At 38.6% G+C, this 25,053-nt stretch carries 26 protein-coding genes; 9 read left to right on the top strand and 17 right to left on the bottom strand.

Going from position 1 to position 25,053, the window contains the following annotated elements; translation table 11 throughout:
- Positions 1 to 25: 25 nt before the first annotated feature.
- Complete coding sequence (gene lexA, locus ACH33_RS09730; RefSeq protein WP_057898845.1) at positions 26 to 649, bottom strand: transcriptional repressor LexA; 624 nt, start codon at positions 647 to 649, stop codon at positions 26 to 28.
- A gap of 227 nt (positions 650 to 876) precedes the next feature.
- Between lexA and yneA the strand changes: the two genes are divergently transcribed.
- The gene (yneA, locus tag ACH33_RS09725; protein WP_057898844.1) at positions 877 to 1,164 is read left to right on the top strand and encodes a cell division suppressor protein YneA; all 288 of its coding nucleotides are present in this window, start codon (positions 877 to 879) and stop codon (positions 1,162 to 1,164) included.
- A 63-nt stretch (positions 1,165 to 1,227) separates the two neighbouring features.
- Here yneA and ACH33_RS09720 read toward each other — a convergent pair whose 3' ends face one another.
- Positions 1,228 to 1,557: a site-specific integrase gene (locus ACH33_RS09720; protein WP_257721605.1), complete on the bottom strand. Its 330-nt coding sequence runs from the start codon at positions 1,555 to 1,557 to the stop codon at positions 1,228 to 1,230.
- Positions 1,558 to 1,928: 371 nt separating this feature from the next.
- On the opposite strand from ACH33_RS09720, the gene ACH33_RS18685 reads away from it, so the two are divergent.
- Complete coding sequence (locus tag ACH33_RS18685; RefSeq protein WP_082705979.1) at positions 1,929 to 2,069, top strand: XkdX family protein; 141 nt, start codon at positions 1,929 to 1,931, stop codon at positions 2,067 to 2,069.
- Between the two features lie 35 nt (positions 2,070 to 2,104).
- On the opposite strand, the gene ACH33_RS19250 is transcribed toward ACH33_RS18685, so the two are convergent.
- On the bottom strand, positions 2,105 to 2,269 hold the full coding sequence (locus tag ACH33_RS19250; protein ID WP_156424038.1) for a hypothetical protein: 165 nt from the start codon (positions 2,267 to 2,269) through the stop codon (positions 2,105 to 2,107).
- A 114-nt stretch (positions 2,270 to 2,383) separates the two neighbouring features.
- Between ACH33_RS19250 and ACH33_RS18680 the strand changes: the two genes are divergently transcribed.
- Both ACH33_RS18680 and ACH33_RS09715 read left to right on the top strand, forming a co-directional pair.
- Positions 2,384 to 2,521, top strand: a complete 138-nt coding sequence (locus ACH33_RS18680; protein ID WP_082705978.1) for a BhlA/UviB family holin-like peptide — start codon at positions 2,384 to 2,386, stop codon at positions 2,519 to 2,521.
- 266 nt (positions 2,522 to 2,787) lie between these two features.
- Positions 2,788 to 4,473, top strand: coding sequence for a methyl-accepting chemotaxis protein (locus tag ACH33_RS09715; RefSeq protein ID WP_057898842.1), 1,686 nt, complete (start codon positions 2,788 to 2,790; stop codon positions 4,471 to 4,473).
- 305 nt (positions 4,474 to 4,778) lie between these two features.
- On the opposite strand, the gene ACH33_RS09710 is transcribed toward ACH33_RS09715, so the two are convergent.
- Positions 4,779 to 5,144, bottom strand: a complete 366-nt coding sequence (locus ACH33_RS09710; protein ID WP_057898841.1) for a hypothetical protein — start codon at positions 5,142 to 5,144, stop codon at positions 4,779 to 4,781.
- A 298-nt stretch (positions 5,145 to 5,442) separates the two neighbouring features.
- A complete protein-coding gene (locus tag ACH33_RS09705; protein WP_175493681.1) occupies positions 5,443 to 5,733 on the bottom strand; it encodes an AraC family transcriptional regulator in 291 nt (96 codons plus the stop codon).
- A 278-nt stretch (positions 5,734 to 6,011) separates the two neighbouring features.
- Here ACH33_RS09705 and ACH33_RS09700 point away from each other — a divergent pair, with 278 nt between their 5' ends.
- From ACH33_RS09700 to ACH33_RS09685, 4 genes are all read left to right on the top strand, one after another.
- Complete coding sequence (locus ACH33_RS09700) at positions 6,012 to 6,236, top strand: DUF896 domain-containing protein (RefSeq protein ID WP_408863321.1); 225 nt, start codon at positions 6,012 to 6,014, stop codon at positions 6,234 to 6,236.
- Between the two features lie 68 nt (positions 6,237 to 6,304).
- Positions 6,305 to 6,976: a YneB family resolvase-like protein gene (locus ACH33_RS09695; RefSeq protein WP_057900321.1), complete on the top strand. Its 672-nt coding sequence runs from the start codon at positions 6,305 to 6,307 to the stop codon at positions 6,974 to 6,976.
- A 560-nt stretch (positions 6,977 to 7,536) separates the two neighbouring features.
- Entirely contained in the window at positions 7,537 to 8,322 is a 786-nt protein-coding gene (locus ACH33_RS09690; protein ID WP_057898839.1) for a C40 family peptidase, read from the top strand.
- Positions 8,323 to 8,579: 257 nt separating this feature from the next.
- Positions 8,580 to 9,650 carry an NAD(P)/FAD-dependent oxidoreductase gene (locus ACH33_RS09685; RefSeq protein ID WP_162265020.1) on the top strand — a complete coding sequence of 357 codons (1,071 nt, stop codon included), beginning with the start codon at positions 8,580 to 8,582 and terminating at the stop codon, positions 9,648 to 9,650.
- 453 nt (positions 9,651 to 10,103) lie between these two features.
- On the opposite strand, the gene arsC is transcribed toward ACH33_RS09685, so the two are convergent.
- The 6 genes from arsC to ACH33_RS09650 all read right to left on the bottom strand — a co-directional run bounded on the left by arsC (position 10,104) and on the right by ACH33_RS09650 (position 18,473).
- Positions 10,104 to 10,529, bottom strand: coding sequence for an arsenate reductase (thioredoxin) (arsC, locus tag ACH33_RS09680; RefSeq protein WP_057898837.1), 426 nt, complete (start codon positions 10,527 to 10,529; stop codon positions 10,104 to 10,106).
- A 39-nt stretch (positions 10,530 to 10,568) separates the two neighbouring features.
- Positions 10,569 to 11,633: an ACR3 family arsenite efflux transporter gene (gene arsB / locus ACH33_RS09675; RefSeq protein WP_057900320.1), complete on the bottom strand. Its 1,065-nt coding sequence runs from the start codon at positions 11,631 to 11,633 to the stop codon at positions 10,569 to 10,571.
- Positions 11,634 to 11,643: 10 nt separating this feature from the next.
- Positions 11,644 to 11,988, bottom strand: a complete 345-nt coding sequence (locus tag ACH33_RS09670; RefSeq protein WP_236781848.1) for an ArsR/SmtB family transcription factor — start codon at positions 11,986 to 11,988, stop codon at positions 11,644 to 11,646.
- Positions 11,989 to 12,470: 482 nt separating this feature from the next.
- Entirely contained in the window at positions 12,471 to 13,724 is a 1,254-nt protein-coding gene (locus ACH33_RS09665; protein ID WP_057898836.1) for an McrC family protein, read from the bottom strand.
- A 2-nt stretch (positions 13,725 to 13,726) separates the two neighbouring features.
- Complete coding sequence (locus tag ACH33_RS09660; RefSeq protein WP_057898835.1) at positions 13,727 to 16,042, bottom strand: AAA family ATPase; 2,316 nt, start codon at positions 16,040 to 16,042, stop codon at positions 13,727 to 13,729.
- A 928-nt stretch (positions 16,043 to 16,970) separates the two neighbouring features.
- Entirely contained in the window at positions 16,971 to 18,473 is a 1,503-nt protein-coding gene (locus tag ACH33_RS09650) for an aldehyde dehydrogenase family protein (protein WP_057898833.1), read from the bottom strand.
- 342 nt (positions 18,474 to 18,815) lie between these two features.
- Between ACH33_RS09650 and ACH33_RS09645 the strand changes: the two genes are divergently transcribed.
- Positions 18,816 to 20,645, top strand: a complete 1,830-nt coding sequence (locus tag ACH33_RS09645; protein ID WP_091260329.1) for a sigma-54-dependent Fis family transcriptional regulator — start codon at positions 18,816 to 18,818, stop codon at positions 20,643 to 20,645.
- Between the two features lie 158 nt (positions 20,646 to 20,803).
- Here ACH33_RS09645 and ACH33_RS09640 read toward each other — a convergent pair whose 3' ends face one another.
- From ACH33_RS09640 to cidR, 6 genes are all read right to left on the bottom strand, one after another.
- Positions 20,804 to 21,748: a S8 family peptidase gene (locus tag ACH33_RS09640; protein ID WP_236781847.1), complete on the bottom strand. Its 945-nt coding sequence runs from the start codon at positions 21,746 to 21,748 to the stop codon at positions 20,804 to 20,806.
- A gap of 14 nt (positions 21,749 to 21,762) precedes the next feature.
- A complete protein-coding gene (locus tag ACH33_RS09635) occupies positions 21,763 to 22,044 on the bottom strand; it encodes a helix-turn-helix domain-containing protein (protein ID WP_236781846.1) in 282 nt (93 codons plus the stop codon).
- Between the two features lie 6 nt (positions 22,045 to 22,050).
- The gene (locus ACH33_RS19245) at positions 22,051 to 22,197 is read right to left on the bottom strand and encodes a YvrJ family protein (RefSeq protein ID WP_139184939.1); all 147 of its coding nucleotides are present in this window, start codon (positions 22,195 to 22,197) and stop codon (positions 22,051 to 22,053) included.
- On the bottom strand, positions 22,175 to 22,816 hold the full coding sequence (locus ACH33_RS09630) for a sigma-70 family RNA polymerase sigma factor (RefSeq protein WP_057898831.1): 642 nt from the start codon (positions 22,814 to 22,816) through the stop codon (positions 22,175 to 22,177). The genes ACH33_RS19245 and ACH33_RS09630 overlap by 23 nt, the downstream gene beginning before the upstream one ends.
- Before the next feature lie 345 nt (positions 22,817 to 23,161).
- On the bottom strand, positions 23,162 to 23,965 hold the full coding sequence (locus ACH33_RS09625) for an ABC transporter substrate-binding protein (protein WP_057898830.1): 804 nt from the start codon (positions 23,963 to 23,965) through the stop codon (positions 23,162 to 23,164).
- 105 nt (positions 23,966 to 24,070) lie between these two features.
- On the bottom strand, positions 24,071 to 24,973 hold the full coding sequence (gene cidR / locus ACH33_RS09620; protein WP_057898829.1) for a cidABC operon transcriptional activator CidR: 903 nt from the start codon (positions 24,971 to 24,973) through the stop codon (positions 24,071 to 24,073).
- Between the last annotated feature and the right edge of the window lie 80 nt (positions 24,974 to 25,053).

Below are 25,053 nucleotides of genomic sequence, written 5' to 3'. Positions count from 1 at the left end.
GGCTGCTTTCTTTAGTTCTCTAGATTTAATGAATGTTGCGGTATACCCCGATTACTTTGCCAAGAATGGTAACTGCAGGAAGCAAAATCGGCTCCATCGTCGGATTCTCTGGCTGCAAGCGAATGTGATTTTTTTCTTTGAAAAAACGTTTAACGGTTGCCTCATTTTCTTCTGTCATCGCCACGACAATGTCCCCATTGTTGGCGGTTTGTTGTTGGCGAACAATGACGTAATCCCCGTCTAAAATACCGGCATCAATCATGCTCTCTCCTTGCACACGCAGCATATAGACCGTATCATTTCCAACCATGTTTTCCGGCAACACGAAGTATTCCTCAATGTTTTCCACCGCTGTAATCGGCATACCGGCCGTAACTTTCCCCAATACGGGAATCGTTACAGTCTTAACGGACGCGTCTGTAGCTTCATTGCGCTCCCCGTCTAAAATTTCGATAGCGCGCGGCTTTGTCGGATCGCGGCGAATCAGTCCTTTTTTCTCCAAGCGTGCCAAGTGTCCATGAACCGTAGAGCTGGAAGCGAGGCCCACGGCTTCACCGATCTCACGTACGGACGGCGGATAGCCTTTTTCCCTGACTTCTTTCTTTATGTAATCAAGGATGGCAAGTTGACGGCTGGACAGCTTTTTCATACTAACACCCCATTCTTTCTATGAAATCTTCCTTGTTCTTAATTATATCAACATTTGTTCTAGTATACAAACATAAGTTCTAATCTTTGTTGACAAGAACGCTTGTTCTGATTAATATATTGATATACAACTAAGAACAAATGTTCTTTTTCATTCAGTTCTATTATACATAGACAAGCATAAACTCTCAATAACGAAAGCGAAAACAATAGAAGGGGGATAGTACGATGAAGATGAACAAGAAATCATTACTTATCGGAATTATTATCGGTATGGGTATCCTCGGCATGGCAAATCTTGTGTTTGCATCTATTGGCGGAAACGATAAGCCAGCGAACCCACTTGGTGTTGAGGTGATAGTAGAAGCTGGCGATACGCTCTGGTCGATCGCTGATCGTTATAATGAGAAGGCTGGCATGTCCATTAACGAGCTATTATTTTATATCCAGCGCGAGAACAAGCTTGACAGCGCCATTGTACATCCAGGTGATCATATTATTATTCCGATTAAATAAAGTAAAAAAGATTGTGGGGAGAGAAAACGCTTGATATATAAGAGGTTCTCTCTTCTTTTTTTCTTAAAAATAGGCAAATGACCACATTTTGACCACCTTTTGTTCAGCCTTATGTTTTCGTAAGCAAGCGACAGCATAGTCGGAAAGAGAAATAACTCTTTTGGAGCCTCTAGTTTTCGGCTCTTGAAACTGGAGTTTGCTAGCGCCTGTACGATATAACGTTTGTCGAATGCTGATTTTCTTTTCATCAAAGTTACAATTTTGCCAACGCAGTGCAAGAATTTCTCCTCGGCGCATTCCGGTATAAATTGCTAGGAGATATATAATAAAGTTGCTGTTTCCTTTCATAGCTTCTAAAAAGTAGTTTGCTTGTTCTAATGTCCAAGTTTTAATATTGGTTGTCTCTGGCCGTGGAGCTTTGGCTAATGAAGCGATGTTTTTTGGGATAAAATTTCACTCTGTTGCTGCGTTTAGTGCTTTTCTGATAATAGAGTGTATATTACGAATGTAGTTAGAAGAAAGGCTATTATCTAGTTTCTTCTTATATAGTTTTTGAAGATGCATTGGCTTTAAATCTTTGAGTTTAATATGTCCTAAAAAGGAAGGGGAGAGAATTGTAAAAAATAATCAATGATTTCACCTTTCATTTCAACAAGGCCCGTCCTATTTTTTGTAGCAAATACCAATTTGGTTTTTTCAACTTCAGTTTATAAGTGGAAAGACCTTATTGCTTACGTTAGCTCGTAATGGGGGGATTTTTGCTTATGTCTATTTGGTATAGCGCAGTAAAAATGTATTTTGACGAAGGATTTTATACAACGGATGATGTAAAAGTATTTGTTGGTGCAAAATGGATTACAGCTGATGAGTATCAACAAATTACGAATGAGCCATATTCAGCTTAACAAGCGTCTTTTCCAGATCGGAAGAGGCGTTTTTATTATGGAATTACTATTGTAATAGTATCTGGCCCCGTAACTTGACTGATAATACTACCGTTATTTATTGGAGCGACGATTACTTCTGTTTCTTTCGTTAGCAAAAATGCAATAGCTAAAGAAAAGAACAAAATCATTAACAATAATGAAAATAAAAATTTTTTCACGGTAATCCCTCCTAATAAACAAGCTTGGACACAAATAATGAGGGAATATACCTGAACACAGTCGCTTTAGCGGCTTTTTATTTTCCCCAACAGGGGGTGAGGAGGAATATAAGGATGGAAGAAAGCTTACTGAAGATTTTGTTTCAACAGGGGCCGTTCGCGGCCCTTTTTGTTTGGTTATTATTGTCCACTAAGAAAGAAGCACGGGAACGCGAGCAGAAACTCATGGAACATATAGACAAAGAGACATAGTGTTAAAGTCGTGCTGACGAGAACGAGTCTTCATTAAACGGATGAATTTGGCCGAATTCCGGCTTTTTGTGTTTAATGAGTTTACCATAGTGGACAGTATCAGACACTATGAATATAAATGGCATTATCAAACAGGCAAGAATTTGTATGAATTTCATGTACTCAAATTCATTAAACAAGGTATTTACGACTACTTAAAATAGGTACTATTATTTATTGAAAGAGTGTAAAATAGATACATATTCATTCATGGAGGAGAGGAAGAAATGAGTATAAGCAAGAAATTGTTTTCTGGGTTTTTTGCTGTTCTTTTGCTTTTAGCGATGATAGCGGCAATTGGCAGTTACCAAATTTCATCCGTAAACAATACATACTCTAACTTAATTGATGACCGAGTCAAAAAACTTAATATTACTAAAGAGCTGAAGTATTTGTCAGCACAAGAAGCTAAAGCGGTTTGGGGATATTTAATTTCGGGTGATGATTCGGATTTCAAAAGTTATGAGGAAAGCAAAGGTAAATTCTTGGAACTATTAAACCAAATGCAGAAGATTACAAAGTCGAAAGAAGCTCAAACCCTTTTGCAACAGTTAAATCAGCTTCATATTGAGTACGAAGAAGTAGCTAAGCAAATAGCTGCGTACAAAAAACAAGGTAATGTAGAAGGCTACATTGCGCTTATGAAGGAAAAGGGAACGCCTATAGGAGTGAAATTGGCTGCAAAAGCGCAACAGTTAGAAAAATACCAGCAGGATTCATTACATAAAGGGAGCCAGGAAACGTCTGCTAAAGTCTCAAATGTTAAAAGCGTTGTATTCATGATTTCGATTGTTACGTTAGTAATCGGAATGCTTATTGCTTTTTATATCAGCCGCATTATATCTAAACCCGTTATAGCAGTAGCAGAAGCAGCGAAACAAATTGCAGAAGGCGATCTTTCCATCTCTGATATTCATATAAAAAACAGAGACGAAATTGGGGAAATGGCACGTTCGTTTAATCACATGAAGCAAAATTTGCGGGAGTTAATTCGTAAAGTGAGTATAAGTTCCGAACAGGTAGCTACTTCTTCCGAGGAATTGTATGCAGGTTCTGAACAGTCTGCTGAGGCAGCCAATCAAGTAGCTACGTCTATTCAAGATATTTCTAGCGCCACAGATGTCCAGATGAAAAGTATGGAAGAAAATAGAAAGGCGATGGAAGAAAGTGCAGCTGGATTGCAACGTATTGCTGAATCAGCTTCCACAGTTTCAGAATCATCCACAGAGGTGCTACACGAGGCTGAACAAGGAAATCAGATCATAGTTAAAACGATACAACAAATGGAAAGCATAAATCTTTCCGTGCAGGAAGCTGCTGCTGTAATTAAAGATTTAGGAGAAAACTCAAAGCAGATTGGAAAAATTATTGAGGTTATTAGTGACATTGCAAATCAAACAAATCTCCTGGCGCTTAATGCTGCAATTGAAGCTGCACGGGCAGGTGAAAACGGAAAAGGATTTGCTGTTGTTGCAGATGAAGTAAGAAAACTTGCAGAACAATCCAAACAATCTTCCGAACAAATTGCAGTCTTAATTCAGAACATACAAGAAAACACGAGACATGCTGTAAGTGTAATGGAAAAAGGAACAGAAGAAGTCAAGTCTGGATCTGCAATCGTACATCAGGCAGGAGAGGCTTTCCGTCACATTTTGGATTCCATTCAGCAGGTTACTAATCAGGTACAAGAAGTATCAGCAGCAACAGAAGAAATATCCGCAAGTGCAGAACAGTTGACAGCCTCTATAGACCAGATTACACGTATTTCGAAAGATATATCAATGAACACACAGGCAGTTGCCGCAGCCTCTGAAGAGCAGCTGGCATCAATGGAGGAAATTACAGCTTCTGCGGATTCTCTAAGTAAGCTTGCCCAGGAATTACAAAATGAAGTGACCAAGTTTAAGGTTTAATCCCCTACAGTAAATATAGATACACTAAAAAAGCAGTTCTAAGTCTTCTAAAGGAACTGCTTTTTTTGCATAAGGAATATTATCGGATGCGCATTAATTCACAAAAATATTTTCCTTTATATTCCTTATGTGTGTTTTCATGTAAAATGGTTTGTAGCTTACCTATAAGGAATTGAAATCTCACATTTATCACTGCAAAAGAAACCCTTCCTATGTTTTTAGCCTACCTAAAAAGAAACAGCCTATTTATTTTGAGGCTGTTTCTTTCTAATCTTTATATACATGTGTATATATAGACCTAACCCTTAATTCTTTTTAACGGTGAAATAGTAATATCTTTTTTCACCATTTCCTATATCAACAGTAACAAGCGCTTCACCCGGCGCCACGCCTTTTACCCTTGCGAAAGTAAGTCCATTTTTATCCTCATAAAGACGGATATCAATAACATCCGGCCAACCGTATTCAGGTACGAAACTATAACCGTAAATCTCGCGAGAAGTGCTACCAACCCTTAATCTTTCATAAAAAGTATCTGATGCTATTTTGGAATCCGATACTACTGTATGTTCTGTAACAGGTGAAATCGATTGTTCAGAAGCGAAAGCGGCTGGTGTTAAGGAAATGGATAGAGAAAGAGCAGATAATGTAGCTAAAACTTTTTTCTTCATTGATTCATCACCTCTTTAATTTTTTGAAACTTATAGAAATTCCTAACAATATATTAATGTATTTTTCTTCCTATTTATATAAAAAAATTTCATCAAAATTCTGTGTAAAATGACAATAAGAGAGTGAATTAAGGAGAATTTCGTCTAAAAATATACATAAATGTAAATAAATATAACTATTATATTAACATACTATTAATAGTAAGATTTTTCTTGATATTATGTGGTAAAAAATACCCCGCTGTCCTTATGGATGGCGGGGATTTTTATTTTCGGCTATGTTAACTAATATTGTTGATTAATAACTAATAATGATACCTTGTTCGTCAGTGGTATCTACTTTAAAGACTTCATATTTCTCGTTATTCGGTATTTCAATAAAAGATTTCCCATTATTATCTTCAATTGCAACGCTTAATGAATAATCTCCTTTATAGTCACTTTCGTAATCATAATAAACTCCATATACACTATTTTGATGGTTTTTCAGTTTGCGAGAGGCTTCTCCCCACATAGTTTTGATTTTCTCCATCATTTGCTCATCATTAAAATTATTAGTTCTAATGCTGTTGATGAAATACAGCTTCATAATAAGTCATCCCTTTCGATAAAATATTTATTAAATTCTGATTAAATATTTAAATAACGAAAACGTTTGTGGTGATCATAGGTTGCAAGGACGATGAAGCAAAAATCAACAAGGGAAACCCCGTGTAAGTGTTAAAGAGAATGCAGAGTATCTTTACTTTGATAAGGTCTAGTAAAATAAGGGCAGTTGACATTCGAGGAAACCATGCTATAATGAATGGACACTTCCGGTCTCCTTTATTCACAACCTCAAGTTATACTTATTATAGAGAGGGGGATATGACTGGCATGGTAACCGAAGAGAAAATTAGACGGATTAATGAACTTGCCGCTAAATCGAAAAGTACGGGGCTTACGGAGAAAGAGAAAGCGGAACAAAAAGCGCTACGTAATGAATATATTCAGGCAGTTCGCCGTTCGCTTAAAGCAAATCTCGAATTGATTCGTTTAGTGGATGAAAACGGAAGGGAAATAGGGCCCTTGCCAAGAAAATATAAACACTGATACAGTCCCTCCGCATATGTTGGAGGGATTTTTTGCCCTTACATAAAGAAAAGAGCGTAGGTGAAAAAATGAGAGTAGGATTATACGCAAGAGTAAGTACAGAGCGCAAAGAGCAGGAAACGAGCCTCGCTCGTCAGATGGAAGAGCTGAGGCGATATGCATCACAAAAAGGTTGGACAATTGTCCATGAAATTTCTGAACAAGAAAGCGGTTTTGACATGGAACGGTCCGGACTTCTGACGCTGCTTGAAGCGTTATCAAACGGTGAGATCGAAGCGATTGTCATTCAGGATGAATCACGGCTGGGACGCGGCAACAGTAAAATTGCCGCCCTTCACCAAATCCGCAAACTGGGTGGCAAAGTGTTCTCGCTTGATAATCAGGGAGAATTACAGGTAAGTGAAATGGAGGGCATGGTGTTGGAAATTCTCGCGATTGTGGAAGAATATCAGCGCAGACTAACCAACCATAAAATTTCACGTGGCATGCAACGTGCTATTGCAAAAGGATACCGTCCAGAGAAAAATTTAAAAAACACTGACCAAGGCGGGCGCAAACGGAATGAACTTCCGATTGACGAAATCATTAAGTTGCGCCGCAAAAAACTTACATTCGAAGAGATTGCCCTCACGCTTCGCGGATTGGGATACGAAGCGTCGCGAGCCACCGTCCATCGTCGCTTCCGTGAGCATATAGCCGCTCAGCAAGTCGGAAAAAACGGCGAGAATACGGGAAGATGAAAAAGTATGTAACGGAACTTTTACCAGTCTGGTATCATTATAATGAACCAAATTGGATAGAAAAATACAGACACAAAATACATATACAACCACCCGCTTTTTAAACGAATCATATGAAAAGCGGGTGGTTTTTGTTTTTGAGGTTGAGAACGTAATTTTTATGTTAACATGATTTTAAGCTTAGTTATGAGAGGTGAGTATCGTTGGAGTGAAGTAGAAAATTAAAAAAGGATAACAGAAAGGGATAGTGTTCGACTGCAAAAAATATAGTCAGTTTTATGAAAAGGGCAATACATTCTTTTTCATTTAATAGATTTTAGAGATTATTTCTATTCATTCGCAAAACGGTTTCGATAGGTATTTTGTACTTAATGCATATTTTTCTTAAAAAAACAATACCCATTCTTCGTGAATAAAGCTAGAATAAGAATATAATCGGTACATACTTTTTACTATTCGCCCGTAATTTGTCGCTTTTGTAACGTGAAAAATAACAGAGAAATAGAAAAATAAAGAAACAGATAATAGAAAAATAGATAAACATGGGGATGGTGAAAGCAATGAGAAGATTAGCGTTGGCAACTTTTTTGTCCATGGCTATTGTCACGCCTGTATCGGCTGCCTCTTATACCGTTGGCAAGGATGATACTTTGTACAAAGTAAGCAAACGGTTTGGTGTTTCGATAGAGGAATTAAAGAAGGTAAACAAATTGACAAGCGATATCATTAAGGTCGGACAAGTTCTAACAATTCCAGGGACAGAAAAACAAACAACTGGAAATGGCAAAGGTTCATTATCCTCCAGAAATGAAACGAGCGGTATTTCGACCGATTATGTGGCGGCAAATTCCACCAAACGAAGCTCGGTGGTAGCTACGCGCGGGCAACAATCGTCAAACACTGCAAAAGTAGCTCGGCAAACGCCAACATTGGCTCTGAACCAGGAAAGGGAAGAAAAAACTTCGCGTTCTGAATCAAGAACATACGAACCAAGCCAGATGAATGCACTTATTAATCAGCTCCTTGGTATTCCGTACAAATGGGGCGGAACCACGCCAGAAGGATTTGATTGCAGTGGTTTTACGGCATATGTATTTAAATCCATGGGTGTCGATTTGCCTCGCACTTCTGAGGAGCAGTTTGAAGTCGGACAAGCTGTAGAAGATGAATTAAAACCAGGTGATTTGCTGTTCTTTGATTCGGAGAAAAAAGGCTATATTACTCACGTGGGCATATACATAGGAGACAACAAAATGGCGCATGCCGCATCAAAAAGTGTGCGCATTGATACCTTAGACTGGTACTTTAAAAATTACCAATATTATGGGGCAAAGCGTTTATTCTAGAACAGTGTGTTGATGTAATAATCCCACCTTCATGCAAAGGAATACTTTCTTATTCTTGTTCTTGAAGGTGGGATTATTTTTTCTTTATTCTTATGAACCTCCTACTATGGGAGAAGGCGACGAAGCAGACAAATCAATAGAAAAGTTGTGAAGAGAAGGACGAGAAAGTATGATAAAAAAAAGTATGATAAAAAAGAAGAAAAATGAATGACGGAAACAATCGACAAAGGCAGAAAGAAGGGGGAAAAGCAAGCGTCATGAACAAGCACATTGTTGTACTAGGTGCCGGTTACGGAGGTATGGCCTTTATCAACACTATATTGCCACATATACCATCTGATGTGTGCATTTCAGTTATCGACAGATTGCCTTGTCATACTATTAAGCCAGAATATTACGCGCTGGCCAGTGGATCGTTGAACGAAAACAAAGTCAAAGCAGCTTTTCCTATACATAGCCAAGTCGATTATATTCTTGATGAAGTCGAGGAAATTCAAGTTGCCTATCATAAAGTAATATGCAAAAACAACGAAGTGGCCTTTGACCAGTTAATCGTTGCGCTTGGATGCGTAGACAACTATTTCAACGTACCTTGGGCGGAAAAATATACAGAAAGCATTCAAACTTTTGGCCAGGCGATGCGGACGAGAAAAAAAATTGACCAGTTACCTCCAGGAAGCTGTGTAGCAATTATTGGCGGAGGGCTTTCCGGGATCGAGTTTGCCAGCGATTTGCGCGAACAACATCCCGATTTGAAAATTATATTGATGGAGCGTTCGAATGAAGTATTGTCGACGTTACCAGACCGCATCCGAAAGTATGTGCGCCAACATTTGGAAGATAATTCTATAGAAGTAATGACGAATGTAAGCGTGACGATGATTGATGAAAGGGCCATATATTATGGGCCTGTACAGGAATGGATGGAATACGATATGTGCGTATGGGCTGCAGGTATTAAACCGAATCCGGTTGCAAGTCCGCTTCTGGCTTATAGTAACGCCGATCGTTTAACTCGTATTGTCGTGAAAGAAAACTATGAACTTCCGTATTATAATGACATATTTGTTATCGGGGATTGTGCGAGCTCGGAATTTGCTCCGAGCGCCCAACTTGCGCATATTCAAGGTAAGCAACTCGGACAATATTTCATTTCTGTATGGGAAGGTCGTGAGTATCTTCCAGAGCCAATTAAACTAAAGGGCGTGTTGGGGTATCTTGGAAAGAAAACAGGATTCGGCCTTGTAAATGGGAATGTGCTACTTGGAAAAGTACCGAATGTAATTAAATCGGGCGTGTTGTGGATGCATAAGCATCATTTGGGATAATGATATTTCCCGCGCCGTAGACAACGCTAATCACTAGCTATAGCTAAATTGAAAGTCTGCGCGCGGGAACATTAAATAAATTTAATACTTACTTTTTACATTTTTCATTTTTTATCTCAAAATCTTAATAAATCTTAAGTTTTAAGATTTATTTCTATTGCGTCCGATAATATATATTATGTAAACTAATAAAATTCAATCGTCCCAATAACTCTCCCCTCTTCAAGTTCTTTATATGACGACATAAAACCATCCCCATTCTGCGACATAAACACATGAGCATAATTGACATAAAACTATCTTTATTCCTCTTTAATGCGTATACATTTATGTCACGATTTTATGACATAAATGTATACGCATAACTCACAAAAAAATATTATTTTTATCTGTGTATTTAGATGCCACCATAGGCTGCGTATACTAGGAATGATTCCATACAGCCTTAAATTTTTATTTTTCTTCTTGGGCAAAACGCTGAATTCTTTTTTCAATTTCGTCACGTACATGCTGGAAGAATGCCCATTTTTCTTCTTCCGTTCCAGTAGCTTTCGCAGGATCATCAAATCCCCAGTGATCACGCTTTACATGAGGAGGAGTCATTGGACATTTATCATTTGCATCACCACAGAGAGTTATCACATAATCAGCTTTATTTAATAATTCTGGATCAATAATGTCGGAGGTCTGATTTGAAATATCGATCCCCTTTTCTACCATGACCTTTACAGCGTTTGGATTCAATCCGTGAGCTTCAATCCCTGCGCTATAGACATCATACTTGTCGCCTAAATATTTTTTCCCGAATCCTTCTGCCATTTGGCTACGGCATGAGTTACCGGTGCATAGGAAATAGATGATTTTTTTATTATCTGTCATGATTATTTCTCCTTAGGATTTATTGTATTTCCTCTTTCCTTATATTTTTTGTTCTTTAAAGTATTTTCTCTGAAGCCAGAATGCAGCATTCACTAAAGCAATTAGGGCTGGAACTTCTACAAGAGGACCAATGACAGCTGCAAAAGCAGCACCAGAATTGATACCAAACACTCCGACAGCCACAGCGATGGCTAACTCGAAGTTATTTCCCGATGCAGTAAAGGCTAGAGTAGTTGCAATCGGATAATTTGCCCCTGCTTTTTTACTGAGATAAAACGATACAAAAAACATGACCACAAAGTAAATGAGTAACGGAATAGAAACCCGTATTACATCAAGTGGCAGTCGAACAATGACATCCCCTTTTAACGAGAACATAACAATAATAGTAAAGAGCAACGCGATGAGGGTAATGGGGCTAATTTTAGGGATAAATACTTTTTCATACCACTCTCTGCCCTTCGCCTTCACCAATACCAAGCGCGTTAGCATACCAGCAAGGAAAGGAATACCTAAATAAATAAAGACACTTTTTGCAACTTCGCTGATGGTAATATCTACGACAACGCCTTGTAAGCCAAACCATCCTGGAATAACCGTAACAAACACATACGCGTAAATGGAGTAAAAGAACACTTGGAATATGGAGTTAAATGCAACAAGTCCTGCGGCATATTCAGGATCTCCTTTCGCAAGGTCATTCCAAACAATCACCATGGCAATACAACGAGCAAGCCCAATCATGATTAAACCAACCATATATTCTGGATAATCACGGAGAAAAAGAATGGCCAATAAAAACATAAGAATGGGTCCAATAACCCAGTTTTGTAAAAGAGAAACCCCTAATATCTTTGTATTGCGAAATACATGCCCCATTTTTTCATAACGAACTTTGGCTAACGGCGGATACATCATCAAAATGAGTCCAATCGCTAAAGGAATGGATGTGGTTCCAGTTTGATATTTATTCAACCCTTGCACAAAATCTGGAGAAAAATAGCCAATTCCAATCCCAATAATCATGGCTGCGAATATCCAGAGAGTTAAATAGCGATCCAAAAAGGACATCCGTTTACGAACGGGAATTTCGATCATTTTCATCACTTTCCTTTTAGCCGTTGTTTTCCCTTTCACACATCATCGAATTTCTTTGTTTTTCATACACTTCCAGTTTTTCTTTAAGGGAAGGTGCATGCTGCAGAATAGCCTGAACCACCGGATGAGCCGATTCATCTAATCGATAATACATCCATGTTCCTTGTTTGCGTTCCTGTACTAATCCTGCCTGCTTCATTTTTCGCAAATGTTGACTAATTCCTGGCTGAGAAATACCAATCATTTCAACTAAATCACATACACACAATTCTTTTTCTTGTAAAAGTAATAAAATGGTAAGCCGTGTTTTGTCTGCAGTTAGTTTTAATACCTCAATCATTTCTTCAAGAGAACGCTCCAATATATTCGCCTCCAATTATATAATCTTATAACTATATTATTATTCACTTATATAAAATGCAATTCCCTTTTTACCATTTGGATGCCTATTTTATACGTTAGGTTTGTCGGTACGATCATTTTTCATAAAAGGAGTATTATTGCTTGGTAACGACAAATGAGGAGTTATGCACTGACTTTTATGTCGTAAATTTTACGACATAAAAGTCAGTGCATAAAAATAAAAAACCTTATAAAATAAGGTTTTAGAGAATTGATTAATGCACATAAAGCCATGGGAAGTTTAGAAGAATATCAGCCCCATCCTTTCCAACCGGTATTTTTAAATAAAAACGGCGAAAAACTGAACCCACGTGGTTTACATAAGATATTTATAGAAATCTTGCAAAAAGCGGGTCTGTCACCTCAAAGGAACTGTTCTAGTTTCAGCACTAATTCTATTCAGTCTTCACTTTATATTTTTTATAGCTCGAACCAATATCATCATATTTTTAAATATTCCATTAAATCATTTAAAATTCCATCTAAATTATCCCTACAAATATTAACATGAATAATTGTTATTTTAACTATCCCATTTTCCGTTTCAATCTCATATTTACCAAGAGGATTTATATATCCATTATTAATACGGAACATCGGATAAACTAAGATAATGTTTTTGCAATTATATGCTAGTGAATACGAAAGCATTTGATAAATATCTGCTTGTGACACATTTACGTCTATGCCATGAATAGGATTTTTATATTTTACATCAATAATCGTTTCGACTTTTCCATCTTTAAAAATAGTTATATCTGGTTTTAACATAAATGCTTTATTCTTTTTATCTAGATATTTTTGAGGCTTATGATAGAGAACTGAATACTCCTCTAAACCTTTTAAAGCTTTGTAAACCGTATATTCAAATAATTCATTTAAAGGAACTAAAAATGTAAATGTATATTCATCCCCATTAGACATGCCAGCTTGTTCATTATAATAAAACAATTTTGATAAATTAAATAGCGGAAGGTATTGATGATTTAATCTATTAAAACGAATCTTATCAAATATTGTTTGGTTTAATTTTATTGTCTGGACATGTTGTAGATACAATAGCCCTGTTTTTAACCTTTTCTTATTTTCAGCTATTTTTGTTATTCGTAAAAGTCTTTCAATAGTAGTTTTAAAAATCTGGTTTAGTAGAGTATCCTCCGTAAATTCTTCATATATTACATAATGCAAATAATTTAGATCACGATTTCTTAGCAGTGATTTTTGAAAAATGATTTTCCCTTTAATAAACTGTGTGTTTTCTTCAATTGGCTCGTATTGACGATGAACATTTACCTTGAATTGGTTAAGAAATTCTTTAATAAAGATCGCTATAAAAATTTCCAAAATATCATTTTGATATTTTGAAACCATCTTTGGGGTAGGTATTTCTTTTACCTTTAAATAGTTTGAGTAAGTAAGAAGGCGAAACAATAATTGTATAGAATGCTCCTTCTCTGCCTCTATTTCTCTTGATTCACCATCCCGGAAAATTTTAGGAAGAATTTGTATTTGTAAATTTTTAGATGCCACAAAGCCAACATATTTCTTTAACAATACTCGATGATCTGAACGTACAATAAAATTTTGGCTACCCCAAATCCGTTCAAAAGACTGAAGCTCTTTAGTTTGCTCTGGCGTAAGATTAACATAACAAGTTCTATCTTCAAACACCGTAATCATTTCTGAAGGCTTCATCTTTACTTCTCCGTGTAAATCGCCATAATGGCTTGTTCGAACTCAGTATATTGATTATTATTGGGCTTTATACTTAGGTAATGAATATTCCCATATTCATCTAAAAATTTTGAGCCAATAATTTCTTTGATTGTTTCAAAGTCTTGATAAAAATACTCCATAAGCAAAGGAAGAATTTTATAATACCATGTTTTATATAAATCTTCTAGAGTAATGATATCCATAAAATAGGCATGCCCAATTCGATGATCTCTATCTAAATGCTTTTGAATTTTTTTATTCAGAGCATCTAATAATTTGTCTAATTCTATTGAATGATTGACCCTTGCGCTTATATTTAAATACGGTTTGATAAAAATTGTAGGGTCAGGTTCAACTTCAAGAAATGCGAAACGTCTTCTTAATGCTGTATCCAACATCGCTATTGAACGATCAGCTGTATTCATCGTACCAATAATATATAGATTTTCAGGGATTGTGAAAGACTTTTTAGAATAAGGTAACGTAACACTTACATTATTTCGTTTATCTTTTTCAATTAGCGTAATTAATTCTCCAAATATTTTAGAAATGTTTCCTCGATTGATTTCATCAATTATTAGATAATAAGGCTTAATATCATTTGAAGAAACGTGTTGTTTTTCTTTATCCTCTACGTGAACCAGCTTAAGAATATCAGAAATAGATATTCTTGGTAGTTCATACACTGTTTTTAACGTTAATTTTTTCCGTCCATTAAGTTCAAAAATATCTACTGGTTCCTCAAACTCTTTCAACCATGCTACTTCTCTTGTGTGAGGATAAATCATTTTGGGATTGTATTTATAATCACCTTTTACAATTGCTATATCCCGAATAGTTGTTGGACCATCATAGACGAGAATAATATCCCCAATGCTCATTTGATTCACTAGATTATCTAAACTACTTGCATCCTGAAGCGGCTCAGGTTCATCATAAGATCTTTCTTTATTTAAACTTGTAAATATATCTTCATATGAGAAATTTGTTAGATCTTGATTGCTGAGCCAACCAACAGCAATAACTTTTTTTGTCTTACATTCATTATAAACATCATCACTGCTTCGATGTCCCAATGACACTTTCCATACCTTTGAAGAATCACGTATTAACTGAATGTCATTTGAGTGTATGTCTGCTTTTAATAATTGAGTAGATGCAGACTCTACAAATTCTTTTAGAATACCATCTTCTATCTTGTATTTAAGATCAGTGTTATCTTCATTGCTGAGTTGAGGACGAATTCCTTCGATAAATTCTTCATATGAATATGATTGATGGAAAGTTACAAATTTAACACGTTCTTCTTTCAAAACAGTGTCAAACTTCACGTATTTGCCATTTCGTTTAGTCTCAAAACATTCAATAATCTTTTTTGTAGCATAAGTTTTACCTGTACCCGGTGGACCATAGAGAATGAGGTTAGGGCTAAATTCTAATAAATCCGCATATTTTTTGTACTCCTCTAATTCTTCCAAATGTTCTTCTACATCATCATGTTCAAGATCTTCTCCCTCCCTAGGATTACTAATATCGTTTACGGATGAAGTTCTAGGTGTTTTTCTTCTCCCAACTAATATGTTGTCATAAAGCTGAATAGGATTATCGACAATAAAATAACCCTTGTCTTCTAGCTCTGAAAGGACACTTTTAATGTATTTTTCCTTATTTGGAGCTATATCTTCTTGGGCATACTTTAATAACTGATTTAACGAATATTTTGTTGGGTTTTTTTCGTTGTATAAATTTTGAAGAGGAAAATAAGGATGCCAAGCCCCATTTTGATATATTTTTATACCTACAATTTGTGTTTCACGGTTAATGATAATATTTATATCATTTTCTTTAGTATCTATTGCAGTATTTTCTAAGGTAATAAATATTTTTCTTTCATATTGAAAATTATAGCGGGTTGGATTATCAGGTGCATTGGGTGAAAGTTTTATCTCGAAAAAACCACACCCCATAGTCGCCTTAGATATTTTATTAAGTAAATTAATGTCATATTCAAAGTATGGATATTTAATAAATTTTTGAACACTCACAGGTTCTTCAAATATATGTACTTCATCAAATAAGACGACCCAGTTATCTTCCTTATGAATTTTGTTTGGCTTCTCACCATAGCCCTTTACCTTCCAAAGAACATTAATCTTAGAATTAAAAATCGGAAAAACATAATCTCCCGGCTTAATCCCTCCATACCAAGGATTGCCCTCTGGACCAGCAGCATAGAACTTCTCTTCTATCTGCTCCGGCTTATCCTTTCCAAACTTCCCAAAAAAAATTCTTCCCATTACTTAAACTCCTTTACTTTTACTATAAGCCTATTGTCTTATTTATATTATATATTTTATCTAACAAAACTGATCTTTTCATTTACATAAGTTACCCATCTATATCTCCCCTTATAATAGACAGTACATCCCCTTCTTTTTTCTGTCTACGTTTTTTTGTTCTAAAAAAAGGAATAATATGTTAATATAAATAATGTTCAATGTGATCTAAAGCAAGGAGTTGACTGAATTGTCAAAAATAAAAAAGATATTATTATGGTCAGTTATCACAATAATATCCATAAGGGTTTATTATGACTCCAATAAATATGGGGCTATTAATGGGTGCCGTACCTTTTTTATCTCTTGTTTTCTTAATTTGTTTCAAATAAGTAAAAGATACATTATTTATCCTCCTATCGTTTCTTTTGTTATTGGTCTTATCTTAATTCCCTTAGGTTTTCGTATAGAATTAGGTTACTTCAGTGTAGGAGCCGGAATACTTGTGACTTCTTTCTTTGGCATTGTCATTACCATCATAATACATGATTTTAACTATAAGAAACGAAGCGAAACGTATAACCCTTAATCTTGTTATGCTGATTCTAAACCCGTTTCAAAATTTTATTTTCATTAACCGGAAAGTTTGTGTTTAGAGTCTTTAAGGCAATAAAAAAGTAGGGTACCCTCGGAATTGTCCAGATCCCATAAAAGAAGAGTAACCCTACTATATCTAGTATCCCTCATTCCGATTTATCAAATCAGTTGAAATCCCTATTTCGAAATTTTATGAAAGAAAAGCTTGCACTCATTATGCGGGAAGAGCTAACGAACTTCCTGCAGGTGGAACAGCCTGATACTTTAAACAGTAAAAATGGGCAGAGGATGGTTTCCTCTATTTATTAAATCGTATAATTACATTAAATCCTCAAGAATAAATGAAGCATGTTTAATCAAGATTCATCCAGATAGACTTCACTTGTGTATATAATTCAAGCGCGTAAGACCCCATTTCACGACCAAAGCCGGACTGTTTATAGCCGCCAAATGGCACGGCCGCATCGAGCGCATTGTAGCAGTTTACCCAAACGGTTCCTGCTTCCAGCGCATGAGCAACCTTGTGCGCTTTTCGTACATCCGTCGTCCATACGCCCGCAGCGAGCCCATACTCACTATTGTTCGCACGCCGGATTACGTCAGCAATTTGCTCTTCATCATCAAACGGCATGGCAGCGACAACCGGCCCAAAAATTTCCTCTTTAGCAATTGTCATATGATCTTGAACATCGGCAAAAATGGTTGGCGGTATAAAATATCCGGCTCCTTCCAGCGGCTGTCCTCCGGTGAGCGGATTAGCCCCTTCTTCGATCCCTTTCCGCAAATAATTAGATACCCGCGAAAACTGCTCTTCTGATACCAGCGGACCAATTTGAGTCGATTCATCCATGCCGGCTCCCTGCTTAAGTTTGGATGCATAGCTTGTCATATCGGACAACACATTATCAAACACTTTTTTGTGCACAAATAGCCGTGAACCTGCGCAGCATACTTGCCCCTGGTTAAAGAAAATTCCCATTAAGGCCCCGGGGATTGCTTTGGAAAAGTCAGCATCCGGGAAAATAATATTCGGTGATTTCCCGCCGAGTTCAAGCGATACACGCTTCAAGTTACCTGCCGCCTGTTGCATAATTAGCTTCCCGACCTCTGTTGATCCCGTAAACGCAACTTTACGGATACGCGGGTGTTGAACAATCGCTGCTCCAGCCGTTGGTCCGTAGCCTGTAATAATATTAACGACTCCCTCCGGGAAGCCGGCTTCCTGAATCAATTTCGCCAAATAAATCGCAGAAAGCGGTGTTTGTTCAGCACTTTTCAAAATCACTACATTTCCTGTTGCCAGGGCGGCGCCCAGCTTCCATGTAGCCATTAGCAGCGGAAAGTTCCATGGGATAATTTGGCCAACCACGCCAACCGGTTCACGGCGCGTGTACGTAAACATGTTTCTGCCTACTGAATTATCAATTACTTCTCCAGCTATCTTTGTTGCCCAACCAGCATAGTAACGAAAATGATCGATAGAAAGCGGAATATCCACGGCACGTGCCTCGCGAATCGGCTTGCCGTTATCAAGTGTTTCGAGCTGGGCCAATGCTTCCGCATGCTCCTCTATTAAATCAGCGAGCTTCCAAAGCATTCTTCCCCTCTCGCTTGGTGTAACTTTTGACCAAGAACCTTTAAACGCACGTTCTGCAGCTTCTACCGCCCGGTTCACATCCTCCTTATCCGCTTCATATACAGAAGCGATTCTTTCGCCTGTAGCTGGATTGATCGTGTTAAACGTTCTACCAGAAAGTGATTCGACAAATTCCCCTCCAATAAACAATTTCTTCGGCTCACCCTTCAGAAAATCCTCTACACGTGGGTCAATGGAGACCGTAGCTATTTTCTCCATCTGCATTCCTCCTAACATATAAATTTATATAATTTTTTGATGATTCTGTTATACGCTTTTATGCATTTTCCATGCCAAGAGAAAACGTTTTCTTTTCAAGGAATCCTAAAGGCATCGTATTGTTCCATAACGGAACAATTGTGTCATTATGGAACAGGATACCCTTCTAATCTATCGAAACATTGAGTTCGTATCATTGCGTAAAACAGAAATTTCCTAACACCACGTTTCATTAAGGGATAATTCACACATACATTCGGACTTGAATCACCCAAAAATACGGAATATTATGATAAAATCTTTTTAAATGAGATGCTTATTTTAAATTAAGAGGTGAGAGAAATGCCGGAACCCATTAATACATGGTTAAAAAAGTCATGGGAACGAAGCCGAATGTACAACGTAGATCCAGCGGTGGCCAGGGATGCAATCCTTGGAGCCTCTGAATTTAAACAGTACAGGGAACAGAAAGAAGCATTTCTTCGGGAGATAAAACCGACGCTCGAACGTTTAGCTAATTGGTTGAAATCTTCTGGCTCTGTTGTAGTAATCTGTGATACAGCGGGATATATCCTGAAAAGCATGGGAGATCCGGTGTTTTTGAACGAGACAAAAAAAATTCATGTAGTAGAGGGCGCTTGCTGGTCCGAGCAGGTACGGGGCACCAATTCTGCAGGGACAGTAATTGTTGAGCAAAAGCCGCTCGCTGTAGTAGGAAGGGAGCATTATCTAGAAGAAAACCATATCCTATACTGCGCGGCTTCACCAATTTTTGATCCTCATGGCCGCCTGCTTGCTGTGCTTAATGTTAGCGGTTACCATGAGAAATACCACCCTCACATCCTTGGAATGGTGGATGTCATTGCGAGAGAAATTGAAGATCGAATTCTCATTCATCGCTCTGATAAACAAATACTCATTTCTCTTTACCCTGAACACAAACAAAACCAACAGGCATTGCTTGCAGTAAATCATGACGGGGTTTTAACCGGCACCAATCGGGAAGCACGGGAGATGCTACAACTTGATAAGTCAACAATTGGAAATGTTCATCTTTCTGAACTCATTTCAGATGTTCAACGGTTGCTGCAAAGACATGGTAAAATTTGTTCAAACGATATCTTTGCTCTTCAGGATAAAACAAAGGAGCAAAGCAGATGGATGGCCTCAGTATTGATTGATATGCGTCCCCATTTTAACGCACCGCTTGAAAAGCGAAATTCAAAACAGGCGACATCACTCAGAACTCCCTGCACATTTGCTAATCTATATGGTAATGACAGAAGCTTTCAGACCGCGATTCACCTCGCAAAGAAGGCGGCTGCAACCGATTATACAATTCTGATTACCGGTGAAAGCGGTACCGGAAAGGATATGGTTAGTCAGGCGATTCATCAGGCAAGTCTTCGGTCAGGAAAACCATTTGTCGCGATTAACTGCGGTGCGGTTACAAAAAGTCTCCTGGAAAGCGAATTGTTCGGATATGAAGCGGGAGCTTTTACAGGAGCCAAACAGTCTGGCCATCCCGGAAAATTTGAGTTAGCCCACGGTGGAACACTGTTTCTGGATGAAATTGCGGAAATGCCACCGGAAATGCAGGTAGCACTACTACGAGTCCTTCAGGATTTCACTATCACCCGGGTCGGTGGTACAAAACCAATTCGGGTTGATGTACGAATTATCGCCGCAACACACACAGATTTATGGAAAAAGGTACAGGATGGCAGTTTTCGAGCCGATTTATTTTATCGTCTGCAGGGGATACATATTACGTTGCCACCACTTCGTAAACGATCCGACCGTCTAGAAATTGCTCGTTTTCTACTACGAAATATTCAAGAAGAACTGCAAAAGGAAACTCTTTCCCTTTCTCCTGCAGCAGAGCGCTTAATCGAGAACTATGCATGGCCGGGAAATATCCGCCAACTTACTGGCGCACTACGTGAAGCTGCTTTTTTAGCAGACAGCTCAATGATTGATCTCGTCCATTTTCCATCCTATATTCTTTCTGACTATACACCTCATGTAAACAAACACGTCAGTTCACTCAAGCAATTGGAAAATCATGCAATTATGGAGACTCTACAAAAAACGGGCGGCAATATTTCGCAAACTGCACGTATTCTTGGTATTGGACGCAATACTTTGTATAGAAAATTAAAAAAAATATAAATGGAAATCATCCTCATCTTTTTCACGCCTAATAACGTTAGCTATCGTCGATTCCCAAATACAAAACCCCCGCTTGGACTGCATGCAGTCCAAGCGGGGGTTTTTCTTTCCAAAGAAAACCTGAGTAAGGATAGGAGATTTTTTGTTTTTTCTTCTCCTTACCGAACGGGAAGACGGGATGCGACAGCCAGATTGAGCAGGCCGTTTCCTTCGGCGCGTGCACCGTATCCGAGCGGTACGGTACGTTTGCATAGCTGCGCGTAAAGCTCACTCTCCGTTAGCGTGCGTCCAAATTCTTGCTCGCAACGGTTAATAATAAGTGCCAATGCCCCTGCCACGTGCGGCGTCGCCATTGAGGTTCCTGACAGCACTCCGTATTTGTTTCCCGGATATGTCGAAAGAATATCCACGCCGGGAGCGACCAGGTCAACTTGGTTGTTCGTATTTGAGAATTCGGCCAGTCTCCCATGTAAATCAACGGCTCCTACCTGGATGACTTCATTATAAGCACCAGGATAGGAAAGTTCCGGTGTGTCGGGGTCGTTGTCCCCTTCGTTTCCTGCCGCGCAGACGACAAGCACCTGCTGGCGGACAGCCTTCACAATGACTTTATGCAATTCAGGTGAATCTTCGGGACCACCAAGCGACATTGTAATAATACGTACGCGTTCCCCGTTCGGTCCTCTCCACTGAAGCGCATATTCGATCGCGTCAATAATCCACTGATAGTCACCAGAACCATCTGCGGATAATACTTTTAAAATCAACAGGCTAGCTTTTGGGGCAACCCCGACTACACCTTTATTGTTTAAGATTGCGGCTACCGTACCCGCGACGTGTGTACCGTGGTAATGGTTATCTTCATAACGGTTAGGATTTCCGTTATAATCGGTCGTGAAATTTCTGCCGCCGATAATATTGTCTTTTAAGTCAGAATGGTCAAGCTGGCAACCGGTATCGAGTACAGCAACAACAACCCCTTCCCCATAGCGGGCACTTTCCCACTCTGCCGGAGCCTGAATCATTTCCACACCTTGTGGAATCTCACGGGTATACTCCTTGACCTCGGTTACAACAGTTGGAAATAGATACATTTTGCTCATACGTGTTTCCCCTTTCATAGTTTATTTACATGGTCATTGTCCACGGTATCAGACAAGCATTCGCCAGGTTTCAGGCTTTCAATAAATTCCCAAAAGCCCGGTGTCGCGCTTATATCAAAGCGGCGCAGCGCCCTGACAATTTCCGTTTTCACCTCTTGTTCGACGTCATCCCTGTCTCGAAATGGAATAAAACGGCTTGATTTTTTGATTTTCGGTTCAAAGAGATGAAGAATGGCACATAATGCTTCCGGATCATTCTCTCGCGCTTTATGGGCCAGTTCGTATAATGTCGCCACGGGGATTCACCTCTTTCTCATTTCATCGATCATGTCCTGCACATTTTCAGATAGTTGCTGGAAACTTTTCTCAAGGCGAAGCAACACATAAAATGTCACCGCGATTGGAAAGCCAACCTGACGAATAAAGTTAATCCATTCGCTCGGCTCCAACGCACTCACCCTCTTTGTAGAATAAACGCAAAGTACGTATGGCCTTGTTATAAGATTTGGCGACGGATTGTCGGGAAATGCCAAGAACTTGTCCAATTTCCGTATGCGTCAAATGATGTAAAAAATGCAATTCAAGAATGTCCAGTTGCCTGCGGGTCAATTGCTGTAGAGCTTTATACAGCGAAGGATTTGATACGTGTTCCAGTAGATGTCGCGTATTGCGCACGACAATATCGATGACCTCTTCCTCTTTGTCTGCCACCTCATACTTCGGTCTGTTCGTATCCAAGCTGATGTCACAAAATGGTGCAAGCGAATAAGAGTGCCGCTTTTTTTCTTTCAGATAACAATCCCTGGAAACCCGTGAGATAAGTTTGGAGATGTAATGAATAAGACGTATTTCGGTGAAAAATTGCTGGAAGGCTTCGTCAAGTTTTTTGCGGTGATGGAGAGTTGGAATGCAGACGGCATCGACAAACAGTTTATAATATTCCGTATTACTTAAAAAGCTGTCGATTACCCGGTTTGATAGTTCATGTTTATGCTGTATAAGGAATGCGGTGAATATCGCTTCAAGATCTGGATACGATTCTTTGTACACGAACGGATATTTTTCCATTTCACCCCTCCCTTCACTCTATAAAGAAGGAAATACGGAAACATTTGACAACCCAGATTCAAAGAATCGTTCTAAAATAACAGAGATTATCATTGTGGTATAAGCAAAATTTACTAATAGATAAATGAATAAAGAACTAGGAGGGAAAATGTGTCCATTTGCAGATTCCTTGTCACAAAAAGATAAAAAGAGGAAGAGAACAAGAATGCCTGTCCTTTGGTTCTAACATATTTACTTTTGCCATCAAACATTCTTGTTCTTTTATTATAGCATGGAGCATACGAGGAAAAAAGAAAAAAATTCTAAAAAATCAATAAAATGTAATGTCGTTTGTGGTCATGTGAGCTATTTGCGTTGTTGTTCAATGGTATGAATTAATGTATTGAAATATAGTGCCGCTTTTATCATACGGACACCGTACCATGAGAACATCTCCCCGTCTACCAAAAGCGGCACGCTATCAGGAAATTGTTCATGAAAAACATTTCGGTGCGTCTCTTTGAAAGGAAACGGTTCGGAAGAAAGAAAAATAAAATCAGGCGCTTCCTCACGCAAATCTGCCTCCATCACTGTCGGGTAACGCCCCGGAAAGTCTCGGAACACATTTACAAAACCGCATTTTTCAAGCAGCGAATGAATATACGTATGGTTGCCTGCTGCCATATACGGTTTCTGCCAAATAAGGTAGGCGACACGCACATCCCGCGTCGGCTTCAGCGAAGCAAAATTTGTCTCAATTCGCGTGATAATGTGTTGGGCAGCATCTTCTGTTCCTGTGATTTGACCCAAATCCCGAATCATTCGTAGGGCGTCCGTGTAATTTTCTACGTCTGTTACATACACCGGATAGCGCTCAGCCAGCGCTTCAACCATTTCTTTTGGATTTTCTTCTTTTTCCGCGATAATGAGATCCGGCTGTAATTCTTTAATTACATCCATTTTTATTTGTTTCGTTCCACCTACACGCCTGACGTTCTTTACTTGCTCGGCCGGATGGATGCAAAACTGTGTACGTCCTACGATTTTTTCCTTTAATCCGAGTGCAAACAGCGTGTCAGTCAGCGACGGGCAAAGTGAAATAATGCGCTGCGGCGGAAAGTGAAAGGTAACAGCGCGTTCTGCATGATCTATAACCGTCTTGTTTTCCATGGTTTCACCACCTGTGTATGATTCTATGAATCGGTCAACTATTTAATAAAAACAGAGCCTGGTAAACCTGTCCGTATTGCTACTGGGATTGGTATTCCAACCTCCCTACACTGATTTCCTTTTCCTTTTTCCAAAAAGATCCTGGGTAAACCGAATCCATTCTCGTGCCGCAAACGAAAGATACCGATCTTTGCGCCAAATCATGACTAAATGCCAGGGGATGATCGGTTCAATGAGCGGCAGAACCCGAATCCGATCCGCATCAAGTTCACGACAAATCGGTTCCGGAAGAAGAGCAATGCCAAAATTAGCTGCCACCATTTCACTAATAAAATCCCATTGTGAACTCTCATATATCACGCGTGGCTGAAACCCTGCCTGCACACACTCCGCGATAATTCGATCATGGAGAGCAAAATCTTCGCGAAAAAAAACGAACGGCTCTTGTGCTAGCTCGCATAATGATACCGCTTCTCTATTTGCCAATGAATGGGATGGATGGACAAGTAACATCAACCTCTCCTTCACAAGCGAAAATGAATGAAACACCTCCTCATTTGTCGGTGATAGCACAACCCCGATATCCAGTACACCATTTTCAACATCCGCTTCTACTTTCTTTGCACCATCTTCTACAAGCTGAATTGTAACATCCGGATACTGCTCACGGAACTTTCCAAGCACTTTAGGAAAAAAACTTGACCCGATCATCGGGGGTAATCCAATCCGAATATGCCCCTTTTTCAAATTCATCAGATCATCCAGCTCGGACGACAAATTGTAAAATGAGTTTACAATATCCTGCGCCTGAGCAAAAATAATCTGTCCGGCATCTGTTAATTCTACCTGTTTTCCTAAACGATTAAACAGCACAACCCCTAGTTCCTTTTCAATATTTTTAATCATTTTACTAATGGTTGGTTGCGTGAGGTATAAAGCCTGGGCAGCTTTCGTAAAGCTTTTGCACTGTGCCACCTTCAAAAAACATTGCAAATGCCGTATATCCATTTCATATCTCCTTTTCTAACTATAGATAAAAGGAATAGTATACATTCTATATATGCATTTTACCTATGAAAACAAATAAT

This window comes from Aneurinibacillus sp. XH2 (genome assembly GCF_001439585.2).
In the GTDB taxonomy this organism is placed as follows: Bacteria; Bacillota; Bacilli; order Aneurinibacillales; family Aneurinibacillaceae; genus Aneurinibacillus; species Aneurinibacillus thermoaerophilus.
This window is presented reverse-complemented; position numbering and strand designations above follow the sequence as displayed.